25 protein-coding genes are annotated in these 23586 nt (G+C 64.1%); 19 read left to right on the top strand and 6 right to left on the bottom strand.

All coding sequences use genetic code 11. The features are described 5' to 3' along the window. Positions 1 to 166 precede the first annotated feature (166 nt). The 5 genes from J0W34_RS21035 to J0W34_RS21055 all read right to left on the bottom strand — a co-directional run bounded on the left by J0W34_RS21035 (position 167) and on the right by J0W34_RS21055 (position 9061). Positions 167 to 5674 carry an AAA domain-containing protein gene (locus tag J0W34_RS21035; protein WP_230970090.1) on the bottom strand — a complete coding sequence of 1836 codons (5508 nt, stop codon included), beginning with the start codon at positions 5672 to 5674 and terminating at the stop codon, positions 167 to 169. After that, positions 5671 to 6861 (bottom strand): M48 family metalloprotease, encoded by a 1191-nt coding sequence (locus tag J0W34_RS21040; RefSeq protein ID WP_230970091.1) that lies wholly within the window; start codon positions 6859 to 6861, stop codon positions 5671 to 5673. The genes J0W34_RS21035 and J0W34_RS21040 overlap by 4 nt, the downstream gene beginning before the upstream one ends. Positions 6862 to 6981: 120 nt before the next feature. Continuing rightward, positions 6982 to 7515 carry a hypothetical protein gene (locus J0W34_RS21045; RefSeq protein WP_230970092.1) on the bottom strand — a complete coding sequence of 178 codons (534 nt, stop codon included), beginning with the start codon at positions 7513 to 7515 and terminating at the stop codon, positions 6982 to 6984. After that, positions 7512 to 7961, bottom strand: a complete 450-nt coding sequence (locus J0W34_RS21050) for a hypothetical protein (RefSeq protein WP_227817529.1) — start codon at positions 7959 to 7961, stop codon at positions 7512 to 7514. The genes J0W34_RS21045 and J0W34_RS21050 overlap by 4 nt, the downstream gene beginning before the upstream one ends. 191 nt (positions 7962 to 8152) lie before the next feature. Next, on the bottom strand, positions 8153 to 9061 hold the full coding sequence (locus tag J0W34_RS21055; RefSeq protein WP_230970093.1) for an NAD(+)--dinitrogen-reductase ADP-D-ribosyltransferase: 909 nt from the start codon (positions 9059 to 9061) through the stop codon (positions 8153 to 8155). Between the two features lie 114 nt (positions 9062 to 9175). Between J0W34_RS21055 and nifH the strand changes: the two genes are divergently transcribed. From nifH to J0W34_RS21110, 11 genes are all read left to right on the top strand, one after another. After that, positions 9176 to 10060 (top strand): nitrogenase iron protein, encoded by an 885-nt coding sequence (gene nifH / locus J0W34_RS21060; RefSeq protein WP_227817527.1) that lies wholly within the window; start codon positions 9176 to 9178, stop codon positions 10058 to 10060. Between the two features lie 103 nt (positions 10061 to 10163). Beyond that, positions 10164 to 11639, top strand: a complete 1476-nt coding sequence (nifD, locus tag J0W34_RS21065) for a nitrogenase molybdenum-iron protein alpha chain (RefSeq protein WP_227817526.1) — start codon at positions 10164 to 10166, stop codon at positions 11637 to 11639. A gap of 68 nt (positions 11640 to 11707) precedes the next feature. Continuing rightward, positions 11708 to 13276, top strand: a complete 1569-nt coding sequence (nifK, locus tag J0W34_RS21070) for a nitrogenase molybdenum-iron protein subunit beta (RefSeq protein ID WP_230970094.1) — start codon at positions 11708 to 11710, stop codon at positions 13274 to 13276. A gap of 134 nt (positions 13277 to 13410) precedes the next feature. Next, the gene (gene nifT / locus J0W34_RS21075; protein WP_227817524.1) at positions 13411 to 13638 is read left to right on the top strand and encodes a putative nitrogen fixation protein NifT; all 228 of its coding nucleotides are present in this window, start codon (positions 13411 to 13413) and stop codon (positions 13636 to 13638) included. Between the two features lie 66 nt (positions 13639 to 13704). Next, the gene (locus J0W34_RS21080; protein WP_227817523.1) at positions 13705 to 13896 is read left to right on the top strand and encodes a 4Fe-4S binding protein; all 192 of its coding nucleotides are present in this window, start codon (positions 13705 to 13707) and stop codon (positions 13894 to 13896) included. A 151-nt stretch (positions 13897 to 14047) separates the two neighbouring features. Next, the gene (locus tag J0W34_RS21085; protein WP_230970095.1) at positions 14048 to 14779 is read left to right on the top strand and encodes a dinitrogenase iron-molybdenum cofactor biosynthesis protein; all 732 of its coding nucleotides are present in this window, start codon (positions 14048 to 14050) and stop codon (positions 14777 to 14779) included. Further along, on the top strand, positions 14776 to 15054 hold the full coding sequence (locus J0W34_RS21090; protein WP_230970096.1) for a DUF6129 family protein: 279 nt from the start codon (positions 14776 to 14778) through the stop codon (positions 15052 to 15054). Before J0W34_RS21085 ends, J0W34_RS21090 begins: the two co-directional genes overlap by 4 nt. A gap of 11 nt (positions 15055 to 15065) precedes the next feature. Beyond that, on the top strand, positions 15066 to 15830 hold the full coding sequence (locus J0W34_RS21095; protein WP_227817520.1) for a 4Fe4S-binding leucine-rich repeat protein: 765 nt from the start codon (positions 15066 to 15068) through the stop codon (positions 15828 to 15830). Positions 15831 to 15843: 13 nt separating this feature from the next. Further along, entirely contained in the window at positions 15844 to 16830 is a 987-nt protein-coding gene (locus J0W34_RS21100; RefSeq protein WP_230970097.1) for a hypothetical protein, read from the top strand. Beyond that, a complete protein-coding gene (locus J0W34_RS21105) occupies positions 16827 to 17138 on the top strand; it encodes a DUF6156 family protein (protein WP_230970098.1) in 312 nt (103 codons plus the stop codon). Before J0W34_RS21100 ends, J0W34_RS21105 begins: the two co-directional genes overlap by 4 nt. A 122-nt stretch (positions 17139 to 17260) precedes the next feature. Next, positions 17261 to 17650, top strand: coding sequence for a tautomerase family protein (locus J0W34_RS21110; RefSeq protein ID WP_230970099.1), 390 nt, complete (start codon positions 17261 to 17263; stop codon positions 17648 to 17650). A gap of 37 nt (positions 17651 to 17687) precedes the next feature. On the opposite strand, the gene J0W34_RS21115 is transcribed toward J0W34_RS21110, so the two are convergent. After that, positions 17688 to 18383, bottom strand: coding sequence for a winged helix-turn-helix transcriptional regulator (locus J0W34_RS21115; protein WP_227817517.1), 696 nt, complete (start codon positions 18381 to 18383; stop codon positions 17688 to 17690). Between the two features lie 238 nt (positions 18384 to 18621). On the opposite strand from J0W34_RS21115, the gene J0W34_RS21120 reads away from it, so the two are divergent. The 8 genes from J0W34_RS21120 (at position 18622) to nifM (ending at position 23585) form a co-directional block, all read left to right on the top strand. After that, a complete protein-coding gene (locus J0W34_RS21120) occupies positions 18622 to 18837 on the top strand; it encodes a tautomerase family protein (RefSeq protein WP_227817516.1) in 216 nt (71 codons plus the stop codon). A 54-nt stretch (positions 18838 to 18891) separates the two neighbouring features. After that, positions 18892 to 19107 (top strand): tautomerase family protein, encoded by a 216-nt coding sequence (locus J0W34_RS21125; RefSeq protein WP_227817516.1) that lies wholly within the window; start codon positions 18892 to 18894, stop codon positions 19105 to 19107. Between the two features lie 211 nt (positions 19108 to 19318). After that, the gene (gene nifV, locus J0W34_RS21130; protein WP_230970100.1) at positions 19319 to 20509 is read left to right on the top strand and encodes a homocitrate synthase; all 1191 of its coding nucleotides are present in this window, start codon (positions 19319 to 19321) and stop codon (positions 20507 to 20509) included. Between the two features lie 12 nt (positions 20510 to 20521). Then, positions 20522 to 21328, top strand: a complete 807-nt coding sequence (gene cysE, locus J0W34_RS21135; protein ID WP_227817514.1) for a serine O-acetyltransferase — start codon at positions 20522 to 20524, stop codon at positions 21326 to 21328. 11 nt (positions 21329 to 21339) lie between these two features. Beyond that, a complete protein-coding gene (locus J0W34_RS21140) occupies positions 21340 to 21867 on the top strand; it encodes a hypothetical protein (RefSeq protein WP_230970101.1) in 528 nt (175 codons plus the stop codon). Between the two features lie 25 nt (positions 21868 to 21892). Beyond that, the gene (gene nifW, locus J0W34_RS21145; RefSeq protein WP_227817512.1) at positions 21893 to 22240 is read left to right on the top strand and encodes a nitrogenase-stabilizing/protective protein NifW; all 348 of its coding nucleotides are present in this window, start codon (positions 21893 to 21895) and stop codon (positions 22238 to 22240) included. A 27-nt stretch (positions 22241 to 22267) separates the two neighbouring features. Next, positions 22268 to 22744 (top strand): nitrogen fixation protein NifZ, encoded by a 477-nt coding sequence (locus J0W34_RS21150; protein WP_230970102.1) that lies wholly within the window; start codon positions 22268 to 22270, stop codon positions 22742 to 22744. Positions 22745 to 22748: 4 nt separating this feature from the next. Beyond that, positions 22749 to 23585 (top strand): nitrogen fixation protein NifM, encoded by an 837-nt coding sequence (nifM, locus tag J0W34_RS21155; RefSeq protein WP_230970103.1) that lies wholly within the window; start codon positions 22749 to 22751, stop codon positions 23583 to 23585. Position 23586: the final 1 nt, after the last annotated feature.

The following is a 23586-nucleotide window of genomic DNA, read 5'->3' on the forward strand; positions in this document are numbered from 1 at the left end:
CCTCCCGAGGCCCGGAAATGCCGCGCGCGCTCGCCACACCCGCTGACTGGCAAAGCGCGTCGAGATGCGGCACGTCCCGACCTGCCGTTCCGCCTTCGCGACAGCCGGCGCAATGATCGATGGTGAGCGCCGCGCCGGGGGCCACAACCCCGCTGCCCCGGAGCGGTCAGCCCGGTCCGGCCCCGTCCGGCAACGCGTCTACGTAGTCCTTGCGCAGCTTCTCGGCGACCAGCTTGTCCATCTCGCGGCGCGCCCGCTCGTGCGTGTCGAAGGCCTTCAGCAGGGTTCGACCGCTGGTGCCGATGCGTCCATAGGAGACGGACAGATCCGTTCCGGTCACCCGGACATGCCAGAACTTGCGAGCGCTACCCTGCTCGCACACCAGTTTGCGTTCGATCGCCGGCTCGTCTTCCGCCGCTTCCGGAGCGGATGCCGGTGCAAACGCCGCAACGGCAGCCGGTTCATGAACCATGGGGGCTGTGTGACCGTGGTCCAGCTGCACCTGGAGCGCCGGATCCTCGCTGGTGGCCAGCAGACGCTCGATACGGTCGATGACCCCCTCGGCATCCCGGAGCCAGTCGGCACCGGGAATATCGAGCACGTTCCAGCCGAAACTCCGGAGGATCGCCGGGCGGAAGACATAGCGCTCGGTCGCGTCCATGACCGACGCGTCGGGTGTGTCGAGCAGGATCGCCAGCCGGTAGCCGGCGCGGTCCGCGTCGACAATTGCCAGATCGCAACGAAAGCCCGAACGCCCCACATTGATTTCGACCCGGTGTCCGCGTGCACGCAAGGCCGCCGCCATGGCGTCGCGGATGGCGTCGGGGGGGACGTCCTGACTGAAGGCGCTGCGTGCGCCCTGGCCAAAGGTGCCGAGCACCGATTGGGCCCGTTCGAACTGGCCGGTCGCGCTGGCCTGGGCAAACTGCAGGAAGCCGCGCAGGGCCGCCGCCCCGTCGTTATGCACATTGGTGATCGCTTCGGCCTGGATGGTGGTGACCACGCCCATCCGGTGGCGGGCGCGGCTGAAGATCACGTTCAGGCGCTTCTCGCCGCCCCGCTGGTTGATCGGACCGAAGTTCATCAGCATCTTGCCGTTGGGGCCCGGTGCGTAACAGATGCTCAGGAGGATGATGTCGCGCTCGTCCCCCTGGACGTTTTCCAGGTTCTTGACGAACAGTCCATTGAACTGGCCGTCGTCCTCGCGCACGTATTCCTGCTCCAGGCGTATCGCGAATGTTTCGTCTTCGGCGGCCAGTTCGTCGAGCGCCGACTCGATGGCTCCCTGCTGGGCTTCGGAGAAGGCGACGATACCGATGCTGTGGCCCGTCTCGCGCCAGAGCAGTTCTCGCACGGTGCAGGCGATGAAACGCGCTTCCGGGGTGTTGCAGCGATCTTCATACACCCCGTCGGCAAGCAGATGGAAACTGATCGGCCGTTCAAGCAGCTCGTCGGCCCCGATCACGCCGGCATCGTCCTGGTCGGAGCGCAGCACCGGCACCTCGTCGTTGAGCTGCTCGATCGTGCGGTCCGGAATCGTGACCAGGCGGCCATCGTAGAACGCCGCGTTGGAGAAACTGATCAGCGATTCATGCCGGCTGCGGTAGTGCCACGCGAGCAGGGTGGCCGGCAGATTGCGCGCCGCCTGATTGAGCAGGCTGTCGGCATCGAGATTGATGGCAATGCGCTCGCCGTCCTCATCCACCAGCACTTCGTCCTCACCGTCATTCGAACTGCTGGAAAAGAAGCTCGTGGGCGGCAGCTGCATTTCATCGCCCACCACCACCACCTGGCAGGCGCGACTGAGCGCCGGCACGGCCTCTTCCATCGGAATCTGGCTGGCCTCGTCGAAGATCACCACGTCGAACAGGTCGGGCGACAGGGGCAAGGTATCGGACACCGACAGCGGGCTCATGAGCCAGATGGGCTTCAAGTCGTTGACGACATCGCCGGTCTCGGCGTCGCTCAGATCGCGAATCGACCGGTAACGCATGCTTTTGCCGAACTCGCGTTCGAGCTCTCGCCGGCCGGCGGCATAGCGCTTCTTGAACTGCTTGTCGTCTTCGTCCAGCTGGGCGGCCGAGAGCATGGAGACGCGCACATGGTCCGCGAACTTGCGGTGCTGTGTGGCCAGGACCACCTCGGCGTTGAGTCGGTTCATCTCGCTCTGGGCCTGAGCGATGGCCCTGGCGGACTGGGCGAGGGCAGCACCACCGAACTGCGCCAGGACCGGATGGCTTCGCTCCATGCGCTTGAGGTTTTCATCCAGGATCAGCGCATCGAGCACGTCGGGCGCCGCCTCCAGCGTCTGGACCGTGGCCACGAAGGCCGGGTCGGTCTCATGCACCGCACGCAGCAAGGGCAGCATGTCGGGCACATCGTCGAGCACTTCGCGCAGGTCGCGACCGAGCTCGTCAATCTCCTGCAAGGTGCCCCCCGCGCGGAGACTGAGCGCCTCCGCGACCGTCCGGGCCAGCGTCTCGAGCGCGTCGAGGCTGGCGCTGGCGACGCGGGCAGCGGCGACCGGGTCGGGTGTCTGGCGCAAGCCATCGACAAGCCGGCGGGGCGCCCCCTGGTGACCGAGTTGATCGACCAGTTCGGCGGCGGTGTCGACAAAGGCCTGCACATCGGCCACGCCGTAGCGCCGTGCGCTTTCCGCCGCCAGGGCGTCCTGCGCTTCGATGGCCGCGTGTTCGGCGGCGAGCGTCTCGAGCACCCGGACGTAGTCCGGACGCACCGCATGACGGGAAAAATCGTATCGACGCTTCATTTCACCGCGCAGGCGCCACCAGGCGGGCTGAATCCAGCGCAGCAGGGAAGGCTCGAGCCGCCGGGCCAGGTCGAGAGCCGACCGGGTATCGCCGCTGTCGAGTTTGTCCTGCCAGTGCCCGGTCTGTGATTGGGCCGTGGCGACTTCTTCGGCGCGCGCGGCAAGCTCCTGGCGAAGCGACTGGAGCGCGGCAAAGCCGCTCGAACCACTGTCGAGCACGTCCAGATGCGCCGCCAGACCGGTCTGCACCAGCTGCGCGCTCTCGGTCGCGATGGCGAGCGCCTCGTCAAGGGCATGCTCGGGGCCGATCAGCCCGGCATCGTCGTCGAGCACGGCGCCCAGACGATCGAACTGAGCCTCGATCTGCGTGCACACCGCCTCGATGCGGGCGACGGGGTGCTCGTCCAGCACCACGTCCCGCGCCAGGCGGGCCAGCGGATGCGCGGCGAAACCACGCATGCCGAAACGCTCCTGGACGAAGCGATGGAGACGCTCCGCCAGCGACCGGTGGGCATCCCAGGTGGCGAGGCTGGGCAGCTGTTCACGCTGAAGGGCATCGGCGTGAGGCACCGCGGCGGACACGGCGATACGCCGCAGCAGGGCGCGGACGGTGCCATCGAGCGGCGCCTGCTGGCCCGCGAATGCCGACTCGAAGGCGTCGATGCGTCCCTGATGGGCAGACACCAGATCGACGAGCGCCTGACGGCGTGACTGCAGGGCCTCACTCTGCTCGCGCGCCGAAGTCCATGCTTCATAGCACTGCTTGAGGTCGGCGATGAAGGCTTTCTTGTCGGCCTGCGAGTCGTGAATCAGACAACACAAGGGGTCGAGACCGCTCTGCTTCAGGCGGTGATGCACCACATCGAGCGCGGCGCGCTTCTCGCACACGAACAGCACGCGTTTGCCACGGCCTGCGTAGTCGGCAATCAGGTTGGTGATGGTCTGGGACTTGCCCGTCCCGGGCGGCCCTTGAATGATGAAGCTGCGCCCGCTGCGGGCGAGACTCACGGCCGCGTTCTGGGTGGCGTCCGAGGCCACCACATTCCATTGCTCCATCGGTGGGAGCGGCGGTGGCGAATCGGATTCGATCTCACGCGGATCGACCGAAAACACCCGGTCGAAGGCAGGGTTGTCGGTGGGCTCTTCGATCAGCTGCCGATAGTCCTGGACCAGCGACATCTTGCGGTAGTTGAAGTTGGCCAGGGTCACCTGGGTGAGATCGAGATCCCAGGCGTAGCGATGACCCTCCGATTCCTCAAGAATGAATCCCTCGCGCACCCCCGCTTCGGCCTCGACCATCCGGGGTCGCCGCAGCTGACGGGCGGGCGGCGCGCCGGCTTCGAATCGCTGGGGCAGCGGGCTGGGGCGAACCCGGTGTTCGAACAGCGCCTGACCGAGCGGTCGATAGTCGTCCCGGGCGTAGCTGTAGGGCGGCAGGCCCGCTTCGGCGCCGCGACGCTGGGCGCGACTGGACGCACGCCGCCGCACAAAGCGCTGCATGCGCTGCAGCGCCTTCTGGCGGACCAGCCGGATCGACGCCTTCTCGATACAACGCAGTTCGACGGACGGCTCGGTGCGGCGAATCTGTGCCAGCAGATCGGCATGGATCGAGGCGATGGAGGTCGTGCTCAGGTCCGCCGTCTCGGGCAGATCGATCCCGTAAAGCTGATCCAGGTGATGGCGCAGGACCGGATTGAACTCGGCCTCGGCGCTTTCGCTCTGGATGACGTACTGATCGCGCACCCCCTTGCGCTTGACCAGACTCACCGGCAGCCACAGCAGCGGCGTGAGGATGCGTTCGTCCGGGCTTTCCTTCAGGTTGTGCCAGCGCAGAAACGCCACCACCACGCGCAGATTGCTGAAGCCATACTCGGCGCGGTCCCGACGCGATTCGGAGATCAGGCGATCGAGCGCCGAAGGCAGGTAGGGCTGGTCGTCGAAACGCAGCCAGCGCTGCAGCGAGACCGCATTGCCCGACAGCAGCTCCTTCGCGAAGGGGCCACCCCAGGTGCAGATCTCTTCTGCGCGCACCCGGTCAACCTGCAACATCAGGGGCACGCTGGCAACGGTCAGATTGACGCTGGCCGCGGTGGCCTTGTAATAGAGCAGGCGGTTGCGCCGCGAGATGTCGAAGAGCCGGTCGCGCAGATGCCCGAGCACCGCCGTTCGGCGCGACTCGAGGCCGGTCGTGCCCTCGAGCGCCCGATCAACGTCCACACCGATGGGCTGGTCGCGCCAGGTGCGCAGCCGCGTCGCCAGGCTGGCCACATCGGTGGCCCGGTCGTGGCGGTTGATGTGGGTCATCTCCACGATGACGGCCGCCACCACCGGGTGCAGGCGGGAATTGATCCTGAACAGATCGCGCCTGAGCAGCACGAACCGGCGCAGGTCCTCATCCGAGGCGAAATCAAGCCCGCAGGCAAGCGCGGCCAGCGCCATGCCGAGCAGGAAGACGTCGGTGATTTCGTCGTGATGGCCGAGGCGCATCTCCCAGGAGGCCGGCCCGGGCAGATAGACCGGTCGATCCACGGACTCGGCGGCCTCCGTCTGGATCGCCTGGTCCGACACGTTGCGCTGGCCGCTCTGGTCGGGATCGATGCGCAAGGCGCCGACGATGTTCAAGCCCGAGGCGGTTTGCGGCTGAACGCGCCGGATGGCCTCGATATTCATCGTCGGGGCCTCGCCTTCCGGGCGGCGCAGCGCGAGGGCGCCACTGTCGGCAAAGACCAGATCGAGATCACCCAGCGCCGCGACCCGTCCCTGCGCATGCAAGGCGGCGACCTGCTCGAACAACGGCAGCATCAGGACCAGCACGTCGTCGGTCGACAGGCCAGCGCCGGCCTGCGCTTCGATCAGCGTGCGCAGCGCACCGGTGTTTTCATCCGGCATGATCGGCATGCTCATGCGCTCACCTCATTGGCCAGCTGGCGTTTGTAGCGGTCCAACTGCCGTTTGTTGAATCCGGCATCGCGCTGGAGGTTCACCTGGAGCGCGTCGAAACTGCCCAGCGCCCCGGCCATCCGGCCGGCCCGCAGCAGTCCCGGATCGCGCAGCTCCGGGTCCGCCAGTGCCAGGTCGACCATGAGTGCATTGAGATAGCGATACACGCTGTCGCTCACGAGATCAGGCGTGAAGCTCGCGAGGTCGACGCCTTGCTCATCCTCGCCCCAGTCGGGAAAGAGGCCACGCACCTGCGCCATGACGGCGTCACTCACGCAGCTCGTGTCCGTGAGGTAGTGGGCGAGAAACCCGCGGGTGAGTGTCTGCAGGCGGGCCTGATCCGGCAGATCCAGCTGATCGAGGTCCAGCGCGCCGACGAGCCGCTTGCGCAGCCAGGCCTCCAGGCCCTCGTCGCGCGCCCACCACAGGGCCAGCGCCCGCGAGCGGATGAATGTCTCCGGATGCGAATACCCGGTGCTCGCGCCCTGCTCGGTGGATTCGATCTCCTCGGCCTGGCGCAGGTAGGCCGCCGCGTCCACCGTGCCGATGCCGGTCACCACCTTGACCAGGGTGGTGATCGCAGGCTCGAGCGCACCGGCTGCGATGGCACTACCGCGATCGGCGAAGACCTCGGTATGCAGGCTGTAGCGTCGGTAGGTCTCCCGGTGGCTATCGCTCGAACCCTGTGCCGATATCGCGTCGTGCAGGATGCGGTCGGCGACGAGGAACTGCCCGTCGTCGCGGGACCACAACAGGTGATGCGCCAGTTCATGGCCGAACACCGCCAGCAGTTCTTCGGGTGACAGGCGCTCGAGCAAGGGGCCTTGCAGCACCATGTGGATCTCGCCGGGCACAAAGACCAGCGAGGCGTTCATTTCCAGCCCGGAGGACTGGTACAGTGTGGCCGTCCCCGCCAGACCGAGGCGCTGCATGGCGGTTGCCAGCGCGGCATGCACGTCCCCGTGCGCCTGCGCGTCGATCCGGTAGGTGTCGCGCAACAGCTCTGCGCGCAGGGATTCGAGCTGTTCGGAGCCCAGCGTGCGCTCGCTTGCCCAGCGCCAGACCTCCGGTTCATGGGTGCGCAGATAATCCACCACCCTGGTGTGATAGGTCAGTGGCTCAAGCGCACTGAAATCCGGGCCGCAAGACATGGGGCTCCCTCGATGGAAATCTCCAGCGATTCTACAAGGGCTTGCATGGCAATGCCGTTGCCATGCGCCGGAATCTCATCGGGCATGTGCCGTGGTGCCCAGGGGCCCCGGCACCTGGCCTTACCTGACGGGACGGATCTGCGCGACCGGCGCGAAGTCCATGGTGCGGGTTTTCGCATTCCAGAGGAGCGGACGCCAGCAGAAAGTTGCCTCGGCTCGCGAGACCGCCTTTTTTTGCCCGCACAAGGGCCCCCCGACCATCAACAGTGCCGTTGCCGGCGTGGTGCTTCGATCGATCTGCACGCCGCCATGTCCCGCACTAAAGACGTCGCTCGCCTGACCATCTCCTCGGCTGACAAACACCGTTGCCTGACTGCCGCCCGAACCCGAAAACAGCGACGCGGCCCCCTTGCAGACGAAGCCGCCCTCATTCACCACGAAGTCATCGATCCCGTCATTGGTCAGATCGGCGGTATGGATCAGCTCCGGCGATCGATCAGGCTGAGCACCCACCGCCTGGCACGCGCGGATCATCTCCTGCACCTTGCTCTTCACCTGGAGCGGCAACGGCGGCAGGGCCGAGGACTGCGTTTGGGCAGTCGCGGGAACGACGAAGAATGCAGTCATGAGGAGCGAGCGGGATAGCGAGATCATGGAGACCCTTGGCAATTGAGGTTGTGGTCGGTACGGCTCAACCAGAAAGCAAGAATGGCGGCCGTCGTGATGGCAACGAGCAGCTCCAGCCGTGGCAGGTGACCGAACACCGCCGCCTGCAGGACCGAGCCGACAGCGCCGGCTGCACAGACAAGGCCGATCAACCGGGGGCGCGCCTGACCGAGCCGTCCTCGCAGGTAGCGGTGGCAGAGACCGGCAGCAGTGGCTGGCAGCAGGCCCACGGGATACGCGAACATCAGGATCAGCGCGATGGCGCCGCCGAATTCGCCCCAACGGTCATGGCCAAACTGGTTGTCCGGGTCGTGGATGAGGTCGGGCAGCACGATGAACAGGATGAAGCCGACCGTCATCAGCAGCGCTCCGAACAGGGGGCCGCCGAGGATGTACCAGCGCAGGATGCGGCGACGGGGGCGGTTCGATGTCATAGGCGTGAAGACTATGCCAACAGCATTCTCTGGTCAATCACAAGGTGTGATACCACTGCGTGAGACGGATCACGGCGCTTTCGGCTGCGGATTGCACGCCCCGATGTCCGCACCCTGCCCCCGGTGCAGGGCTGAACACCCGATACCGATGGCAGCACAACCGATGGCGCCTGACCGGTGCGGGACGCCACTCACGTGGACAGATTGACCTCCACAACGCCGCCGATCACGAGAAACTCACCCTCGCCCTGCAGCCGGTCGGGCATCAGTCCGTAGTGGTAGAGGATCTTCTCCATGGGGATGTCGGCGCACAGGATGTAGTCGCCGAACTCGCCAGCGCGGTCGCGGCTGGCGGTGAAGGAGCTGAGGTTGTTGAGCAGGATGATCGGGTTACCGTGCTCGGTCTCGCCCAGAACCTCGTGGTCGCCGATGCGATTGACCCCCCGGTAGAGCGTGATGTGGCGCACCGCCCGGTGGCGGACCGTCAGTTCATATTGGCACCAGGTGTAGAGCAGATCGAGCTGGGCTTCGAGGGCGTTGGTGCCGTAGAGACCGCGGCTGCGGTCTTCCTGATAGCGATACCAGGCCGGCGATGAGGGGTCACGCAGCGATTCCCCGTGAAAACGCGGCACCAGCCCGAACCGGGATTCCACCCAGGCCTTGAGCACCGCCCCCTCGCGGTTGTCCGAATTGAAACTCCAGCCGCGGATGAGCCGCTCCCAGTTGGCGCGGGCGCGCTTCTTCTGTCTGGCCCCGCCGGTGTAGCCGGCCGCTTCGAGTTCTTCCAGACAGAAACGCACCGTCAGGTAGTCCCGAAACACGTCCACACGTGCCGCCACATCGGGCTGGGCCTCCAGACGGCGGAACAGGTCGCGATGCAGCTCGCGAATGCCGTCGATGTGGATCGGGGTCGGGTAGCGCTGGAAGGTGATGCCGCCGAGGATGACCGCCGGCAGGTTGCAGCGATTGATGGGCAGGCGTGCGTAGGCGGGCAGGGTGGATGCGTCAGCCGTCGGGGATTTGTCGTTACCCCGACAAGTCGTGGGGTTATTGTCGCATGTCGCCGACGCAACAGCCTTGTCGGTCCGATCAGAATCCATTGTGTTTACAAACCCTTAGAGGCTGCCAGCCGGCCTGGCACGCGTTGTGCAGAGGAAGAGGCGCGACTCTCAACAATCCTCGCAAACCGACTGACAGATTAAGGAGATTACACCATGGCTAAATTGCGTCAATGTGCCATCTACGGTAAGGGCGGTATCGGCAAGTCCACCACCACCCAGAACCTCGTGGCTGCGCTGGCCGAATCCGGCAAGAAGGTGATGATCGTGGGCTGCGACCCCAAGGCCGACTCGACCCGACTCATCCTCCACTCCAAGGCTCAAACCACCGTGATGCACCTGGCTGCTGAAGCCGGTTCGGTGGAAGACCTCGAACTCGAAGACGTGCTCTCCGTCGGTTTCGGCGGCACCAAGTGCGTTGAGTCCGGTGGTCCGGAGCCTGGCGTGGGCTGCGCCGGCCGCGGCGTCATCACCGCCATCAACTTCCTGGAAGAAGAAGGCGCCTACGACGAAGACCTGGACTTCGTGTTCTACGACGTGCTCGGCGACGTGGTGTGTGGTGGTTTCGCCATGCCCATCCGCGAGAACAAGGCTCAGGAAATCTACATCGTCTGCTCCGGCGAGATGATGGCCATGTATGCGGCCAACAACATCTCCAAGGGCATCGTGAAGTACGCCAACTCCGGTGGCGTGCGTCTGGCCGGCCTGATCTGCAACAGCCGCAACACCGACCGCGAAGACGAACTGATCATGGCTCTGGCCGAGCGCCTGGGCACCACCATGATCCACTTCGTGCCGCGTGACAACGCTGTGCAGCACGCCGAGATCCGCCGCATGACGGTCATCGAGTATGACCCGAAGCACAAGCAGGCCGACGAGTACCGTGCGCTTGCCCGCAAGATCGACCAGAACACCAACTTCGTCATCCCGACCCCGATCGAGATGGAAGAGCTCGAAGAGCTGCTGATGGAGTTCGGCATCATGGAAGCGGAAGACGAGTCCATCGTCGGCAAGACCGCTGAAGAGCTGGCCGCTGGCTGATTGCCCCCGCCTGACGGGGCATGACGCCCCGTCGGGTTCAGATTGAAGTCACGTTTTTTTGATGTCTTGCGCGGATTGGCGCAGATGTCGAAGGAGAAATGAAATGGCTGTACTGACCCGTGACGAAACCGAAGCCCTCATCGCCGAGGTGCTCGAGGTTTATCCCGAAAAAGCCAAGAAGGACCGCAAGAAGCACCTGGCGGTCAACGATCACGAAGTTGAGCAATCCAAGAAGTGCATTACGTCCAACCGCAAGTCGCTGCCGGGCGTGATGACCATCCGCGGCTGTGCCTATGCCGGTTCCAAGGGTGTGGTGTGGGGTCCGATCAAGGACATGATCCACATCTCCCACGGCCCCGTCGGTTGCGGTCAGTACTCCCGCGCCGGTCGTCGTAACTACTACGTCGGCACTACCGGCGTCGATACCTTCGGCACGATGAACTTCACCTCCGACTTCCAGGAGAAGGACATCGTCTTCGGCGGCGACAAGAAACTCGCCAAGCTGATCGAAGAGATCGAACTGCTGTTCCCGCTGCACAAGGGTATCTCCGTGCAGTCCGAGTGCCCGATCGGTCTGATCGGTGACGACATCGAAGCCGTCTCCAAGAAGGCTTCCGCCACCATCGACAAGCCGGTTGTGCCGGTGCGCTGCGAAGGCTTCCGCGGAGTGTCGCAGTCCCTCGGCCACCACATCGCCAACGATGCCATCCGTGACTGGGTGCTCGACAAGCGTGATGGTCAGGACTATGACTCCACCCCCTACGACGTGGCCATCATCGGCGACTACAACATCGGTGGCGATGCCTGGGCCTCCCGTATCCTCCTCGAGGAAATGGGCCTGCGCGTGGTTGCCCAGTGGTCCGGCGACGGCACCATCGCTGAAATGATGAACACGCCGAAAGTGAAGCTGAACCTGCTGCACTGCTACCGCTCGATGAACTACATCAGCCGCCACATGGAAGAGAAGTACGGCATTCCCTACATGGAATACAACTTCTTCGGCCCGACCAAGATCATCGAATCCCTGCGCCGCATTGCCGCCTTCTTCGACGACTCCATCAAGGAGAAGTGCGAACAGGTGATCGCCAAGTACCAGCCGATGATGGACGAAGTCATCGCCAAGTACCGCCCGCGGCTGGAAGGCAAGAAAGTCATGCTGTACGTCGGCGGTCTGCGCCCGCGTCACGTGATCGGTGCGTACGAAGACCTCGGTATGGAAGTGATCGGCACGGGCTACGAATTCGCCCACAACGACGATTACGACCGCACCATCAAGGAGATGGGTGACGCCACCCTGCTGTACGACGACGTCACCGGCTTCGAGCTCGAAGAGTTCGTCAAAGCGCTCAAGCCCGACATGGTCGGCTCCGGCATCAAGGAGAAGTACATCTTCCAGAAGATGGGCATTCCGCTCCGCCAGATGCACTCCTGGGACTACTCCGGCCCGTACCACGGCTACGACGGTTTCGCCATCTTTGCCCGCGACATGGACATCGCTCTGTCGAACCCGATCTGGGACAACATGGTCCCGCCCTGGAAGAAGGCCGCTGCCCCGGACGAGCTCCAGAAGGTCGCGTAACAACGCACACATCATTTAATTCTTGTGCCCCTGTCTGCAGATGAGCAGCAGGGGCGTGGAGAAACGCAATGCAAACCGCAGACAAGATCAAGCCGTGCTATCCGCTGTTCCGCGACGACGACTACAAAGAGTCCCTCGGCAACAAGCAACAGGTTTTCGAAGAGAACCACTCCAAGGAAAAGATCTGGGACACCTTCATGTGGACCACGACCCAGGAGTACCAGGATCTCAACTTCCAGCGTGAAGCGCTGACCGTCGATCCGGCCAAGGCCTGCCAGCCGCTGGGCGCCGTGCTGTGTGCCTCGGGCTTCCACAAGACCCTGCCGTATGTTCATGGCTCCCAGGGTTGCGTGGCCTACTTCCGCACCTACTTCAACCGTCACTTCAAGGAGCCGTGCTCCTGCGTGTCCGACTCGATGACGGAAGATGCAGCGGTGTTCGGTGGGCAGAAGAACATGTTCGACGGCCTGGCCAACGCCAAGGCCATGTACCAGCCGGACATGATCGCTGTTTCCACCACCTGCATGGCCGAGGTGATCGGTGATGACCTGAACGCCTTCATCAACAACAGCAAGAAGGAAGGTCACATTCCCCAGGAATACCCGGTGCCCTTCGCCCACACCCCGTCCTTCGTCGGCTCGCACACGACCGGCTGGGACAACATGGAAGAAGGCATCCTGCGTTCCTTCACGCTGAACAACATGGAAGGCAAGGTGGTCGGTTCCAACGGCAAGGTGAACCTGGTCGCTGGCTTCGAGACCTACCTGGGCAACTACCGTGTGGTCAAGCGCATGCTCACCGAGATGGGCGTGGATTACACCATGCTGTCCGATCCGTCCGAAGTGTTCGACACCCCGTCTGACGGCGAATTCCGCATGTACTCCGGCGGCACCACCATCGACGAGATCAAGGACGCCCCGAACGCCTACAATACCCTGCTGCTGCAGCCGGCCCAGCTCGAAAAGACGAAGAAATTCGTTGAAAACACCTGGAACCACGAAGTGCCCAAGCTCGAGATCCCGATGGGTATCGACTGGACCGACGCGTTCCTGATGGAAGTGAGCAAGATCACCGGCAAGCCGATCCCCGAGTCCCTCGAGATCGAGCGCGGTCGTGCGGTGGATGTGATGGCCGACAGCCACGCCTGGCTGCATGGCAAGAAGTTCGCCCTCTACGGCGATCCGGACTTCGTGCGCGGCATGGTCAAGATCCTGCTCGAGTGCGGCGCCGAGCCGACCCACGTGCTGGTTCATAACGCCAACAAGCGTTTCGGCAAGGCCCTGACCAAGATGCTCGAAGAGAGCCCCTTCGGCCAGAACGCCACCGTGCATATCGGCAAGGACCTGTGGCACCTGCGCAGCCTGTGCTTCACCGACAAGCCCGATTTCCTGATCGGCAACTCGTACGGCAAGTACATCCAGCGTGACACCCGCCACAAGGGTGAAGAGTTCGAAGTGCCGCTGATCCGTCTGGGCTTCCCGCTCTTCGATCGTCACCACCTGCATCGCCAGACCACCATGGGCTACGAAGGTGTGATCCAGGTTGTCACCACGCTGACCAACGCTGTCCTTGAGCAACTCGACAAGGAAACGATCGGCATGGGGACCACCGACTACAACTTCGATCTGGTTCGGTAAACGGTGGGTTACGGCCGCCGCGGGCGGCCTAACCCACCCTACCTCCCTAGGGAATCGTAGGGTGGGTTAGCGGAGCGTAACCCACCGCTCCGCGCCCGCACGTGGCGGCCACCTACGCCACAAGGAGCGTAAGCATGGCAAACATCATGATCCGCAAGAACGACGAGGGCGGTCTGGTCTTCTACCTCCCCAAGCGGGATCTGGAAGCCTCGATCGAGTCCATCGAGTTCGACGAGGACGAAAAATGGGGTGGCGAGCTCAAGCTGGATAACGGCGGGTCTTACTACATCGACCCGATTGCCCGTCCGCCGCGCCTGCCGATCTCCCTTCGCGCCAAACGCCTCAGCGTGGCCGAGGACTGAAGCCCGACATCTCATGGCCGGACACCGTTGTCCGGCCCCGATGTTCAACCTTTAGGAGAAATCACCATGGCTATGACGATTGATCCCGACATGTGCACCGCGTGTGACGACTGCCGTCCGGTCTGCCCGACCAAGTCGATCCAGAAAGGCAAGATCTTCTACACCATCGACGCCTCGACCTGTACCGAGTGCGATGGCGACGCAGACTCGCCCCTGTGTGTGGACGTGTGTCCTTCCGGCTGTATCAGCCCGCTCTGAGCGGGCCTGTCAGTCAGTAAAACTTGCACCCGGAACCGTCGGCTGCCCTCCTGGTCGGCGGTTCCACCTCCAGTTTGCTGATCCAAGCACCGATGTCGATGCTTCGCTGAGCACGCTGTGCGCTCAAAACCCAAAACTCAGGAGCCTCACCATGTCCAAGACGCCCATTGCCTCCCGTGAGGCCGCCCTGCGCCTGGCCCTGGCCGCCCGCGCCCTCGACGGACTCGATGTCCCTGCCTTCGTCGCCGCACTGACCGAGCGCCTTGGTGCCCCCATCACCGAAGCCAAGCTCGCCGGCATCACCTCGGACGATCTGTGCGAACTGCTCGCCGGTGAATTCGCCGATGAAGGCTGCAAAGTCGGCGCCAGCGAGGAACAGCTCAAGGAGGCCGTGCGCCTGCTGCAGGGCGAGGGGGTTGAGTCCGACGTGTTTCCAAGCATCGAAGCCTACGCCGACGGCGACATGCCCGGCTCGTTGCGTGTGGCCGTGGCCGCGAATCGGGGTGAAAACCTCGACGGCCACTTCGGCTCCTGCGACCGCTTCCTGATCTACCAGGTGGCCAAGGACGAAATCCGTCTGGTCGAGGTGCGCAGCACCGCGGAAACCAACGAGGCCGACGACAAGAACGCCGCCCGCTCCGCGCTCATCAACGATTGCCAGATCCTCTACGTGCAGTCGATCGGCGGCCCCGCCGCCGCCAAGGTGGTGCGCGCCGACGTGCACCCGGTCAAGCTGCCCACCGGCGGCCCGGCCCGCGAAGTACTCAAGCAACTGCAGGCGCGCCTCGACAGCCCACCGCCCTGGCTGGCCCAGATCATGGGCGTTCCCTCCGCCTCCCTGGCGCGCTTCGAAGCGGCCATCGAGGAGGAGGAACACGCATGATCACCACCGAACAGCTCAACGCCGTGGCCGAAGCGGCTCGCGCCAAGGCCGACATCGCCGCCCTGCGCGAGCAGTTTCCCGCCCTGCACTTCACCGAGTGCTCGGACGACGACGTGTCGCCGAACTACCGCCCGGCCATCGACGCCGGCAAGCACTACCTCTATTACATCGCCGGCGCCGATGGTCATTGCCTGTCCATGACCAACGACCCCGAGATGGCCACCGGCATCCTGCTGGCTGAGAAGTACGATGGGGCCGAGGATGAGGACGACTGACCGCAGCGGCCATGAGTGGTGAGCCCCACGCCGGCCCCGCACACACGGACAGAACCGCGGACGCGGGACTGTGCGAGGGGTGTGCCTATGCCGACACCTTCCTGAGCGACGGGCGCTGCGTGCCCGGCGACATCTGCGTGCGCGCCCACTCGGGGCGGCAGATCGATCGCTTCATGCGCTTCAATCGCGACGAAGCCGTCAAGTTCGTCAACGACATCTTCTGGGAGCGCCGCGCCATTGCGGCCCGCTACTCGCCGCTGGAGTCCATCGAACATCTCAAGCGCGACCCGGATGAAGTGGTCCGCCGCAACGTGGTGCTCAAGCTCCCCGAAGACCAACTGAAGGACATGATTGGCGACCCCGATCGGGAAGTGCGCCAGTCGGTCGCCATGCGTTTGCCCACCGAGCTGCTGCCGCGCATGATGCACGACCCGGACTACATCATCCGCGCCACGGTGGCGCGGCGCCTGCCCCACAAGTTTCTGAGCCGGATGGCCACCGACCACGAGCGCGAAGTGCGCAAGATCGTCGCCAGCCGGCTGCCGCCGTTCGCCCTGGAATGCGTGGCTGACGACGAAGCCCCCGAAGTTCGCGCCGTTGTGGCCGAGCGCGCGCTGCCACCGTTGGCAGACCGCCTGCTCGACGACGCCGAATGGTGGGTGCGCCTCGCCGCGGTCGAGAACGCCTCCCTCGAGGCCCTCGAAGCCCATCAGGACGACCCCGAACCCGACGTGCGCGAGGCGGTGCGCGTTCGTCTGCAGCACGGTGCTGCCTGATCCGGAGACCCCCATGAAAACGCCCCAGGCCTGGTCCGAGTACTGCAAGAGCCTCGCCCCCGCCATCGTCATGGCCTGTTCGCAGGTACCGGCCACTCAGGGCAGCACCGCCCTGACCAAGGCCATCGGTGCCGCCCTGCCGGAATGGAAGTTCCGCCACGCCCTGTGCCATGGCGGCTGGTATCGGCTCGGCGGCATCGTCTTTGCCGACGGCGAACGCGTGGCCGACGACATCGAAGCCTGGGCCGAAGAACGCCTGGACGCCGTCGATCAGGACGCCGGCGCCCTGGCCGAGGAATTGCTCGACCAGTACGGCGACAAACGCCTCTACGCCACCCGCCTGGTGGGCAAGACGCACTACTTTGTCGCCCCCGCCGGTGAAACGGCGGACGACTTCCTGCAACTGGAGATCGAAGAACTGCAGGAAATGCGCGCCCACCGCCTGTTCGAGAACGACGCCCACACCCTCGAAGAGCTGGTCGCGCCGGACGACCTCACCCCCAACCTCACCCCGGTGGGCCTGCCCTTCTATCGTCTGAGACGCTTGCAGCATCTGGGCGCCTTCGTCGAGCGCATGCAGCAAGGCAAGACCGACGCCACACCCATGCAGCGATTTCTCAACGACTGGAGTGACTCCAGCGCCGACAGCGCCACCCGCTTTGCCAACCAGTGGGTCATCGCCACCCGCGAACACCAGGACCGCTTCGGCCAGCCGGTCCTCAACGCCCGTCCCATGGCCGCCGTCGAGGGCGAACCGCCCGAGTTCGAGGCCGAAGGGTCAATGAACGGCACCGCCCTGTCCACCGCCCTCCAGCAGTTCGACCGCGCCGTCGGCTACCCCATGGCCTGGTACTTCCACATGCTCGCCACCCACGCCGTCCCCTACTGGGTCGCCCAGACCGTGGTCGAAGACAACCTGGGTGACTACGCCTACCTGCCCGAGAAAGACGTGGCGGTGGTGCGCAAGTGGCTGCACACCCCGTACGCGGTGAACACATGACCTACGACCAGTTCTACCTGAGCTACACCGGCGTTGCCTTGCCACTCAGGATGGTCAGCCCCATCGACCAGGCCGCCACCGAAAACCGCAATACCTGGTTCGGCGTGTGCGTGGACGACGCCGGCCGCATCACGCTGATTCACAAGCGGGTATATGGGGAACTTGAACTGTCGCATCGCTATGAATACGACGAGGCGGGTCGGTTGAGCCTGGCGGAGATTGTTAATGTGGACAACGAAGGGCGGCGCCTGAGTTTCGATACCGCCGGTCGTGTCCTTCAGGAAGTCGAATTTGACGTCGAAAGCTAATTCACGCCTTTCGCGAGCTTTCAGCGTGCGCAAACAAAACTCTTATGGCATATTCTGAAGCCTTTTCAAGCTTGGTTTCCATTCAGGTCGCCAAGGCACGATGAATCTCAGAAGAGGCTTTCTTGGCAATCGTCCGCATCGATTTCTCCCAACATCAATCCGAGCAATTCGGCCAATCCGTCAGCGAAGTCGTACATAGGACGATGCAGACGGTGCTTGGCGTTCCCCCATCTGAGAACTTCATCGTCTGCCAGCGCTATCCGGAGGGCTCCATCCTGCATGCACCGGGCGAGTGTCCGCCAGAACGCTTAGACAGAATCGTATTCATCCAGATCACGCTGAATCTCGGCAGATCCGCGGAGCTCAAAAACCAGTTCTTTGCCGAACTGAGCGATTCGCTGGTTGCAACGGTTCACCTGGACCCGCAAAACATCTACATCAACCTCGTGGAGGTCGCGCGGGAGAACTGGTCGTTCGGGTATCGTCTTCAGCCAGCTCAGCTCATCGACTGATCGCCGCTTTTGGCCGGTTTGGCAATCAGCCCCACAATTAGGCCACAGCCTCGATCTCCCGCGCCGGCCGAATCCCCGCAAACACGCTGTCCGACAACCAGTGCTGCACATTACGCGTCAGCGCCGACGGCCCGACCAGCTTGAGGCGCTTGTCCACGATGGCGCCGCGGTAGCTCTCATCCCCCATCCAGCACGCGACCATGGTGCGCAGGTCGGTGGTGAAGTAGACGTCCACCTCCTTGCCCGGGTCTTCGAGACAGATATCCACATTGCAGCCTTTCACCAGCAGCCACCAGTCAGAGAGCTTGGGTAGGTCGGTGAACTTGAAGCGGATGACCGACTGATCGCCGGGCAGGTTATCGGTCACGACGCTGCGCTGGAGGTAGAGCATGAGCAACTCCACATCCAGATCGCTGTCGCGGATGTCGCCCCGCGCCCAGCGCATGCCCCAAGTGCCGAATGACTGGAGCAGGGGGAGCGTTTCCTTGCCGGCCTGGGTGAGAAAGTATTCGTAGCCCCGCTGCCCCGGCATCTTCTTGCGCAGGATGATTTCCGCATCCGCCAGATCATTCAGCCGCTTGGTCAGGATGGTGGGGGAGATGAAGGTCAGCCCCCGTTGCATTTCGTTGAAGCGGGTGGCGCCCATGTGCATTTCGCGCAGGATGAGCAGGGTCCACTTTTCGCCAAGCAATTCCATTGTCTTGGCCACGGGGCAGAACTGACCGTATTCCATGTGACACCTCGCTGATGGTGGCATGACCCGGCATCACGCTCAATGCCAGGCGGGGCGCGGCTTTGGCGCCTGTTTGTCGTTAACGCTCTTGTCAAAGTGTAGTGCGCAACTCCGGAAAGTGTAGTGCTTTGCTACGGCTTTCGCAGTATTTCGGCCGGCGGCCGATCCCTAGACTTCAGTCATCAGGTCAGACGCACCTGACACCCGAACCAAATGACTGATTTCAAGGAGAAACACCATGCCGCTCATCACCGTTCATCTGATCGAAAACGTGTTCACCCCGGCCGAGAAGGCCGACATGATCGCCAAGCTCACCGACACCATGGTTGCCATCGAAGGCGAAGCCATGCGCGGGGTGACCTGGGTGAAGGTCGAGGAAGTGCCCGAAGGGCAATGGGGCATCGGCGGTCAGGCCCTGACCGCCGAGATGATCCACAAGATGAAGAACGCCTGACCAGCACCAGCCAAACTGAATCACACCAAACAACTGATTTTCAGGAGAAACACCATGCCGCTCATCACCGTTCATCTGATCGAAAACGTGTTCACCCCGGCCGAGAAGGCCGACATGATTGCCAAGCTCACCGACACCATGGTCGCCATTGAAGGCGAAGCCATGCGCGGAGTGACCTGGGTGAAGGTTGAGGAAGTGCCCGAAGGGCAATGGGGCATCGGCGGTCAGGCGCTGACCGCCGAGATGATCCACAAGATGAAAAACGCCTGAGTCCCGGCGTCGTTTGCAACAAACCCGCGATGCTTCTTTGCATCGCGGGTAGCGCTTGTTCACGCGGTTGCCTCAGCCACCCCGACAACAGCCCTGTCGCATTCACGACAAGCCGGGCAAACACGACACCTGAAGAATTCGATTTCTTCCATTAAAACAACGCTCTGAATCATGGCACTACCCTTGCTACGGCTAGACCAAGGAGTACGCCATGACCCAATCCATCCACATCGTTGTCAATGACACCACCTTGCGCGACGGCGAACAGTCCGCCGGAGTGGCGTTTTCGCTGGACGAGAAACTGGATATCGCCCGGGCGCTGGCCGCCGTGGGCGTGCCGGAGTTGGAAGTCGGCATTCCCGCCATGGGGGCCGAGGAATGCGAAAGCATCCGCGCCGTGGCCGATCTGGGCCTGCCGAGCCGCCTGATGGTGTGGAGCCGCATGCGCGAAGACGACATCGTCGCCTGTGCGGGGCTGGGCGTGGATCTGGTGGACATCTCGGTGGCCGCCTCCGACCAGCATCTGGCCCACAAGCTGGGCAAGGACCGCCACTGGCTGCTGGCCACCCTGCCACGCACGATCGCCACGGCCCGCGCCCTCGGACTGGAAGTCGGCCTGGGCTGTGAGGATGCTTCGCGTGCGGACATGGATTTTCTCTGCCGGCTGGCCGAGGTGGCGCAGCAGGCCGGCGCGCGGCGCCTGCGCTTCGCCGACACCCTGGGCATTCTCGAGCCCTTCGGCACCTACGAGCGCATCGCCCGGCTGCGCGCCAGCACCGATCTGGAAATCGAGATGCACGCCCACGACGATCTGGGTCTGGCCACAGCCAACACGCTGGCGGCCTGCAAGGCCGGAGCGACGCATGTGAATACCACCGTCAATGGCCTCGGGGAGCGCGCGGGTAACGCCCCGCTCGAAGAGGTGGTGCTCGGCCTGCGCAAGCTCCACGGCCTCGAGACCGGCGTGGAACTGCGCGCCTACCCGGCCCTGTCGGCCACCGTGGCCGCCGCTTCGGGCCGCAGCGTGCCCTGGCACAAGAGCATCGTGGGCGCAGGCGCCTTCACGCATGAGGCCGGCATCCATGTGGATGGGCTCATCAAGAATCCGGACAACTACCAGGGCTTTGACCCCTCCGAGGTCGGCCAGGCGCATCGCATCGTGCTGGGCAAGCACTCGGGCGCCCGCGCCGTGCAGGTGGTGTTCGACCGAATGGGTGTGAGCGTGGATGCCGACGAATCGCACCGGGTGCTGCCACTGGTGCGCCAGTTTGTCTCCCGCCACAAGCACACGCCGGACGATACCGATCTGCTCGAGTTGCTCGCTTCGGTGCGCGCCACCCGTCATCTGCCGCGCCTGCCGGTGCTGGCTCACGAGGCCACCCCGGCAGGCCAGCAGGCCTGAAGGAGTTATGAGATGTCCAACGCCATGACCGCCATCAACACCGACACCCCCGACGCGCAGCCCCCCGGCCTGTGGGGCCTGCTGCGCGAAGATCTGCGTTGCGTGTTCGACCGCGACCCGGCCGCGCGCTCGACCTTCGAAGTGCTGACCACCTATCCGGGGCTGCACGCCATCCTCGCCCATCGCATCGCGCACCGGTTCTGGCGCGGCGGCTGGCGCTACACCGCACGATTCCTCTCTTTCGTCGCTCGCATGCTCACCAATGTGGACATCCACCCGGGTGCGACCATCGGGCGACGATTCTTTATTGATCACGGCGCCTGTGTCGTCGTGGGCGAAACCGCCGAGGTGGGTGACGACGTCACCCTGTACCACGGGGTCACGCTGGGCGGCACCACCTGGAACAAGGGCAAGCGCCACCCGACGCTCAAGGATGGCGTGGTGGTGGGCGCTGGTGCCAAGGTGCTCGGCCCGATCGAAATCGGCGAGCGCTGCCGTGTGGGCGCCAATTCCGTGGTCATCAAGGACGTGCCCGCCGACAAAACCATCGTCGGCATCCCCGGCCGGATCGTGAACACCGCCCCGGGACGCCGCACCGCCGGCGGCATCGACCTGGACCATCACCTCATGCCCGATCCGGTCGCCAAGTCGATTGCCTGCCTGATCGACCGCATCGAAACCCTGGAAACCGAACTGGCCGTGCTGCGCAACGAGCCGCTCCCCGCCGACCGCGAGGGCGAATGCCGTGTGTGCTCGGCTGGCGACCTGTGCTGTGAGTCCGAGTCGATGCATCCGCGCGACGACGAAGCCACGGTGTGAGAGAGACAACAATGGATCTGCTCGACTTCACTGACTGCAACCTCTACTTCGAGGACGCCTTGCCCGCCGAGGCCGAAACCCTGCTCGACAAGGCCTCGGCCGAGTATGGCGAGCCGGGCGCCGAAGCCGCGTTGCTCAGCGCCTATGCGCTGGCGCCACGCAATCTCACCGTGCTGGTGGGCCTCTATCGCTTCTATTTCTATCAGCACCGCATGGAAGACGCGCTGCATGTGGCCGAGCAGGCCATGAGTGTGTCGGGCGCCACCCTGGGCCTGCCTGCCGACTGGCGGCACCTGACGCCGGAATGCGTGGCCGCCGCAGCCGCCGACCGCCGGTTCGCCCTGCTGCGCTTCTACCTGCTGGCCCTCAAGGCCGCGAGCATCGTGCTGCTGCGCCTGCGCCGCATCGACGAGGCCAAGACACGGCTGCGGATGATCGCCACCCTCGACAGCAAGGACCACCTGGACAGCGCCAAGCTGCTCGAGGTGATTGCCGAATTCCACGAACAGCCCGACGACGAGACCGCGTTGGCCGCCTAAGGCCGTTCAGCCCCAGGAGAGAACGATGGACGATACCCTGACCCTTGAAGACGCCATGGAAGAGCTGAGCTCGGCCGAAGACTTCCTCGATTATTTCGGCGTGCCCTACGACGCCTCGGTGGTGCACGTGAACCGCCTGCACATCCTGCAGCGCTTCCATGACTACCTCGCGAAGAACGTGTCGCAGATGCCAGAGGCCGAAGACGCCGCCCGCGCGGTCTACACCGAGTGGCTGACCCGTGCGTACCAGGACTTCGTTTCCTCGGACGCGCTGACCGAAAAGGTATTCGCCGTCTTCCAGACCGAATCCCTGCCCGACGGTGGCACGAGTTCTTTCGTGTCGCTCGAGAAGGTCTTCAAGACCGAAGACTGACCGTACCCAAGACAAGGAGGCTCCACCATGATGAACGCACGCTGGGATTACGGCGAAGCGGTCCGGGTGATCCGCAACGTTCGCGATGACGGGACGTATCCGGGCATGAATCCGGGGGACTTTCTGGTCCGCCGGGGCAGCGTCGGCTACGTGATCGATGTGGGCAGTTTTTTGCAGGACCAGATCATCTACTCGGTGAACTTCCTCGATGAGGGTCGTATTGTCGGCTGTCGCGAAGAGGAGCTGATCGGCGCGGATGATCCGTGGACACCCTCGCGTTTCGAGTTCCGCGACAAGATTAAGGCCATCAAAGGCCTGTCCGTTGGCGGCGAAGTGCTGGTCGAACTAGGTGCCACCGGCGAGGTGGTCAAAGTGATCCGCGACAATCCGGATGGCGTGACCTACCACATCCACTTCGACAGTCTGCCGGGCCGGATCCTCCAGATTCCCGAAGCCCTGCTCGAACACCGCGATCCGGTCGCCGCCCAGGAAGCGACGGAGTAAGGCCATGGCGCACGCGTACACGGAACTCAAACTCGCCTGGGGGCTGTTCGAAAAAGCCCCCGATGCGCTGGCCGACACCGAGAAGCAGCGCCTGCTTCAGGTGGCCGAGCGCCAGGCGCAGATCGAGCGCCAGGTGCTGGGCACCCGGGAGGCCGCCGGTGTCATCGTGCCTGATCACGCCATGGCCAACGCGCTGGCCGGCATCCGCAGCCGCTACGACAGCGACGACGATTTCCAGGCCGATCTGTTGCGGCTCGGGCTCGACGAGTCGGAACTCAACGCGGCGCTGCGCCGCGAACTGCGGGTAGAAATGGTGCTCGAGAAGGTGGCCGCGCGCGCACCCACGGTCACCGCCGTGGATGCCGAACTCTACTATCGCACCCACCCGGAGGCCTTCGACCGCCCGGAAGCGCGCCGTCTGCGGCATATCCTGATGACCTTCAAGTCGCCGGGAGAACGCACTCAGGCTGTCGAGGCCCTGGAGGCGGTGCGCGCCCTGGCCCCGACGCCCGAGGTGTTCGCCGAAAAAGCGCTGGCTCACTCCCACTGCCCCACGGCCATGGACGGCGGGGTGCTGGGTGTGGTCAAACGCGGGCAGCTGTTTGCCGAACTCGAACCCGCGGCCTTTGCCCTGGCCGAGGGCGACGTCAGTGAAGTACTCGAGTCGCCCATGGGGCTTCACGTCATCCGCTGTGACGAGATCCTGCCCCATGGCCTCATTCCCTTCGACGAGATCGCCAAAGACCTCATCGGAAAGCTCGAAGAACGCCGCCGCGCCCGGGCGCAGAAAGACTGGCTGCGCCAGCTCACGGCACCCGAGGCGGCCACATCGGCATCCTGAT

Origin of the sequence: Nitrogeniibacter aestuarii (genome assembly GCF_017309585.1) — a bacterium.
Classification (GTDB): Bacteria; Pseudomonadota; Gammaproteobacteria; order Burkholderiales; family Rhodocyclaceae; genus Nitrogeniibacter; species Nitrogeniibacter aestuarii.

Excerpts from the sequence above, each read along its gene's own strand:
- J0W34_RS21035 (WP_230970090.1), bottom strand. The coding sequence starts at position 5,674 with ATGAGCATGCCGATCATGCCGGATGAAAACACCGGTGCGCTGCGCACG.
- J0W34_RS21040 (WP_230970091.1), bottom strand. The coding sequence starts at position 6,861 with ATGTCTTGCGGCCCGGATTTCAGTGCGCTTGAGCCACTGACCTATCAC.
- J0W34_RS21045 (WP_230970092.1), bottom strand. The coding sequence starts at position 7,515 with ATGATCTCGCTATCCCGCTCGCTCCTCATGACTGCATTCTTCGTCGTT.
- J0W34_RS21050 (WP_227817529.1), bottom strand. The coding sequence starts at position 7,961 with ATGACATCGAACCGCCCCCGTCGCCGCATCCTGCGCTGGTACATCCTC.
- J0W34_RS21055 (WP_230970093.1), bottom strand. The coding sequence starts at position 9,061 with ATGGATTCTGATCGGACCGACAAGGCTGTTGCGTCGGCGACATGCGAC.
- nifH (WP_227817527.1), top strand. The coding sequence starts at position 9,176 with ATGGCTAAATTGCGTCAATGTGCCATCTACGGTAAGGGCGGTATCGGC.
- nifD (WP_227817526.1), top strand. The coding sequence starts at position 10,164 with ATGGCTGTACTGACCCGTGACGAAACCGAAGCCCTCATCGCCGAGGTG.
- nifK (WP_230970094.1), top strand. The coding sequence starts at position 11,708 with ATGCAAACCGCAGACAAGATCAAGCCGTGCTATCCGCTGTTCCGCGAC.
- nifT (WP_227817524.1), top strand. The coding sequence starts at position 13,411 with ATGGCAAACATCATGATCCGCAAGAACGACGAGGGCGGTCTGGTCTTC.
- J0W34_RS21080 (WP_227817523.1), top strand. The coding sequence starts at position 13,705 with ATGGCTATGACGATTGATCCCGACATGTGCACCGCGTGTGACGACTGC.
- J0W34_RS21085 (WP_230970095.1), top strand. The coding sequence starts at position 14,048 with ATGTCCAAGACGCCCATTGCCTCCCGTGAGGCCGCCCTGCGCCTGGCC.
- J0W34_RS21090 (WP_230970096.1), top strand. The coding sequence starts at position 14,776 with ATGATCACCACCGAACAGCTCAACGCCGTGGCCGAAGCGGCTCGCGCC.
- J0W34_RS21095 (WP_227817520.1), top strand. The coding sequence starts at position 15,066 with ATGAGTGGTGAGCCCCACGCCGGCCCCGCACACACGGACAGAACCGCG.
- J0W34_RS21100 (WP_230970097.1), top strand. The coding sequence starts at position 15,844 with ATGAAAACGCCCCAGGCCTGGTCCGAGTACTGCAAGAGCCTCGCCCCC.
- J0W34_RS21105 (WP_230970098.1), top strand. The coding sequence starts at position 16,827 with ATGACCTACGACCAGTTCTACCTGAGCTACACCGGCGTTGCCTTGCCA.
- J0W34_RS21115 (WP_227817517.1), bottom strand. The coding sequence starts at position 18,383 with ATGGAATACGGTCAGTTCTGCCCCGTGGCCAAGACAATGGAATTGCTT.
- J0W34_RS21120 (WP_227817516.1), top strand. The coding sequence starts at position 18,622 with ATGCCGCTCATCACCGTTCATCTGATCGAAAACGTGTTCACCCCGGCC.
- J0W34_RS21125 (WP_227817516.1), top strand. The coding sequence starts at position 18,892 with ATGCCGCTCATCACCGTTCATCTGATCGAAAACGTGTTCACCCCGGCC.
- nifV (WP_230970100.1), top strand. The coding sequence starts at position 19,319 with ATGACCCAATCCATCCACATCGTTGTCAATGACACCACCTTGCGCGAC.
- cysE (WP_227817514.1), top strand. The coding sequence starts at position 20,522 with ATGTCCAACGCCATGACCGCCATCAACACCGACACCCCCGACGCGCAG.
- J0W34_RS21140 (WP_230970101.1), top strand. The coding sequence starts at position 21,340 with ATGGATCTGCTCGACTTCACTGACTGCAACCTCTACTTCGAGGACGCC.
- nifW (WP_227817512.1), top strand. The coding sequence starts at position 21,893 with ATGGACGATACCCTGACCCTTGAAGACGCCATGGAAGAGCTGAGCTCG.
- J0W34_RS21150 (WP_230970102.1), top strand. The coding sequence starts at position 22,268 with ATGATGAACGCACGCTGGGATTACGGCGAAGCGGTCCGGGTGATCCGC.
- nifM (WP_230970103.1), top strand. The coding sequence starts at position 22,749 with ATGGCGCACGCGTACACGGAACTCAAACTCGCCTGGGGGCTGTTCGAA.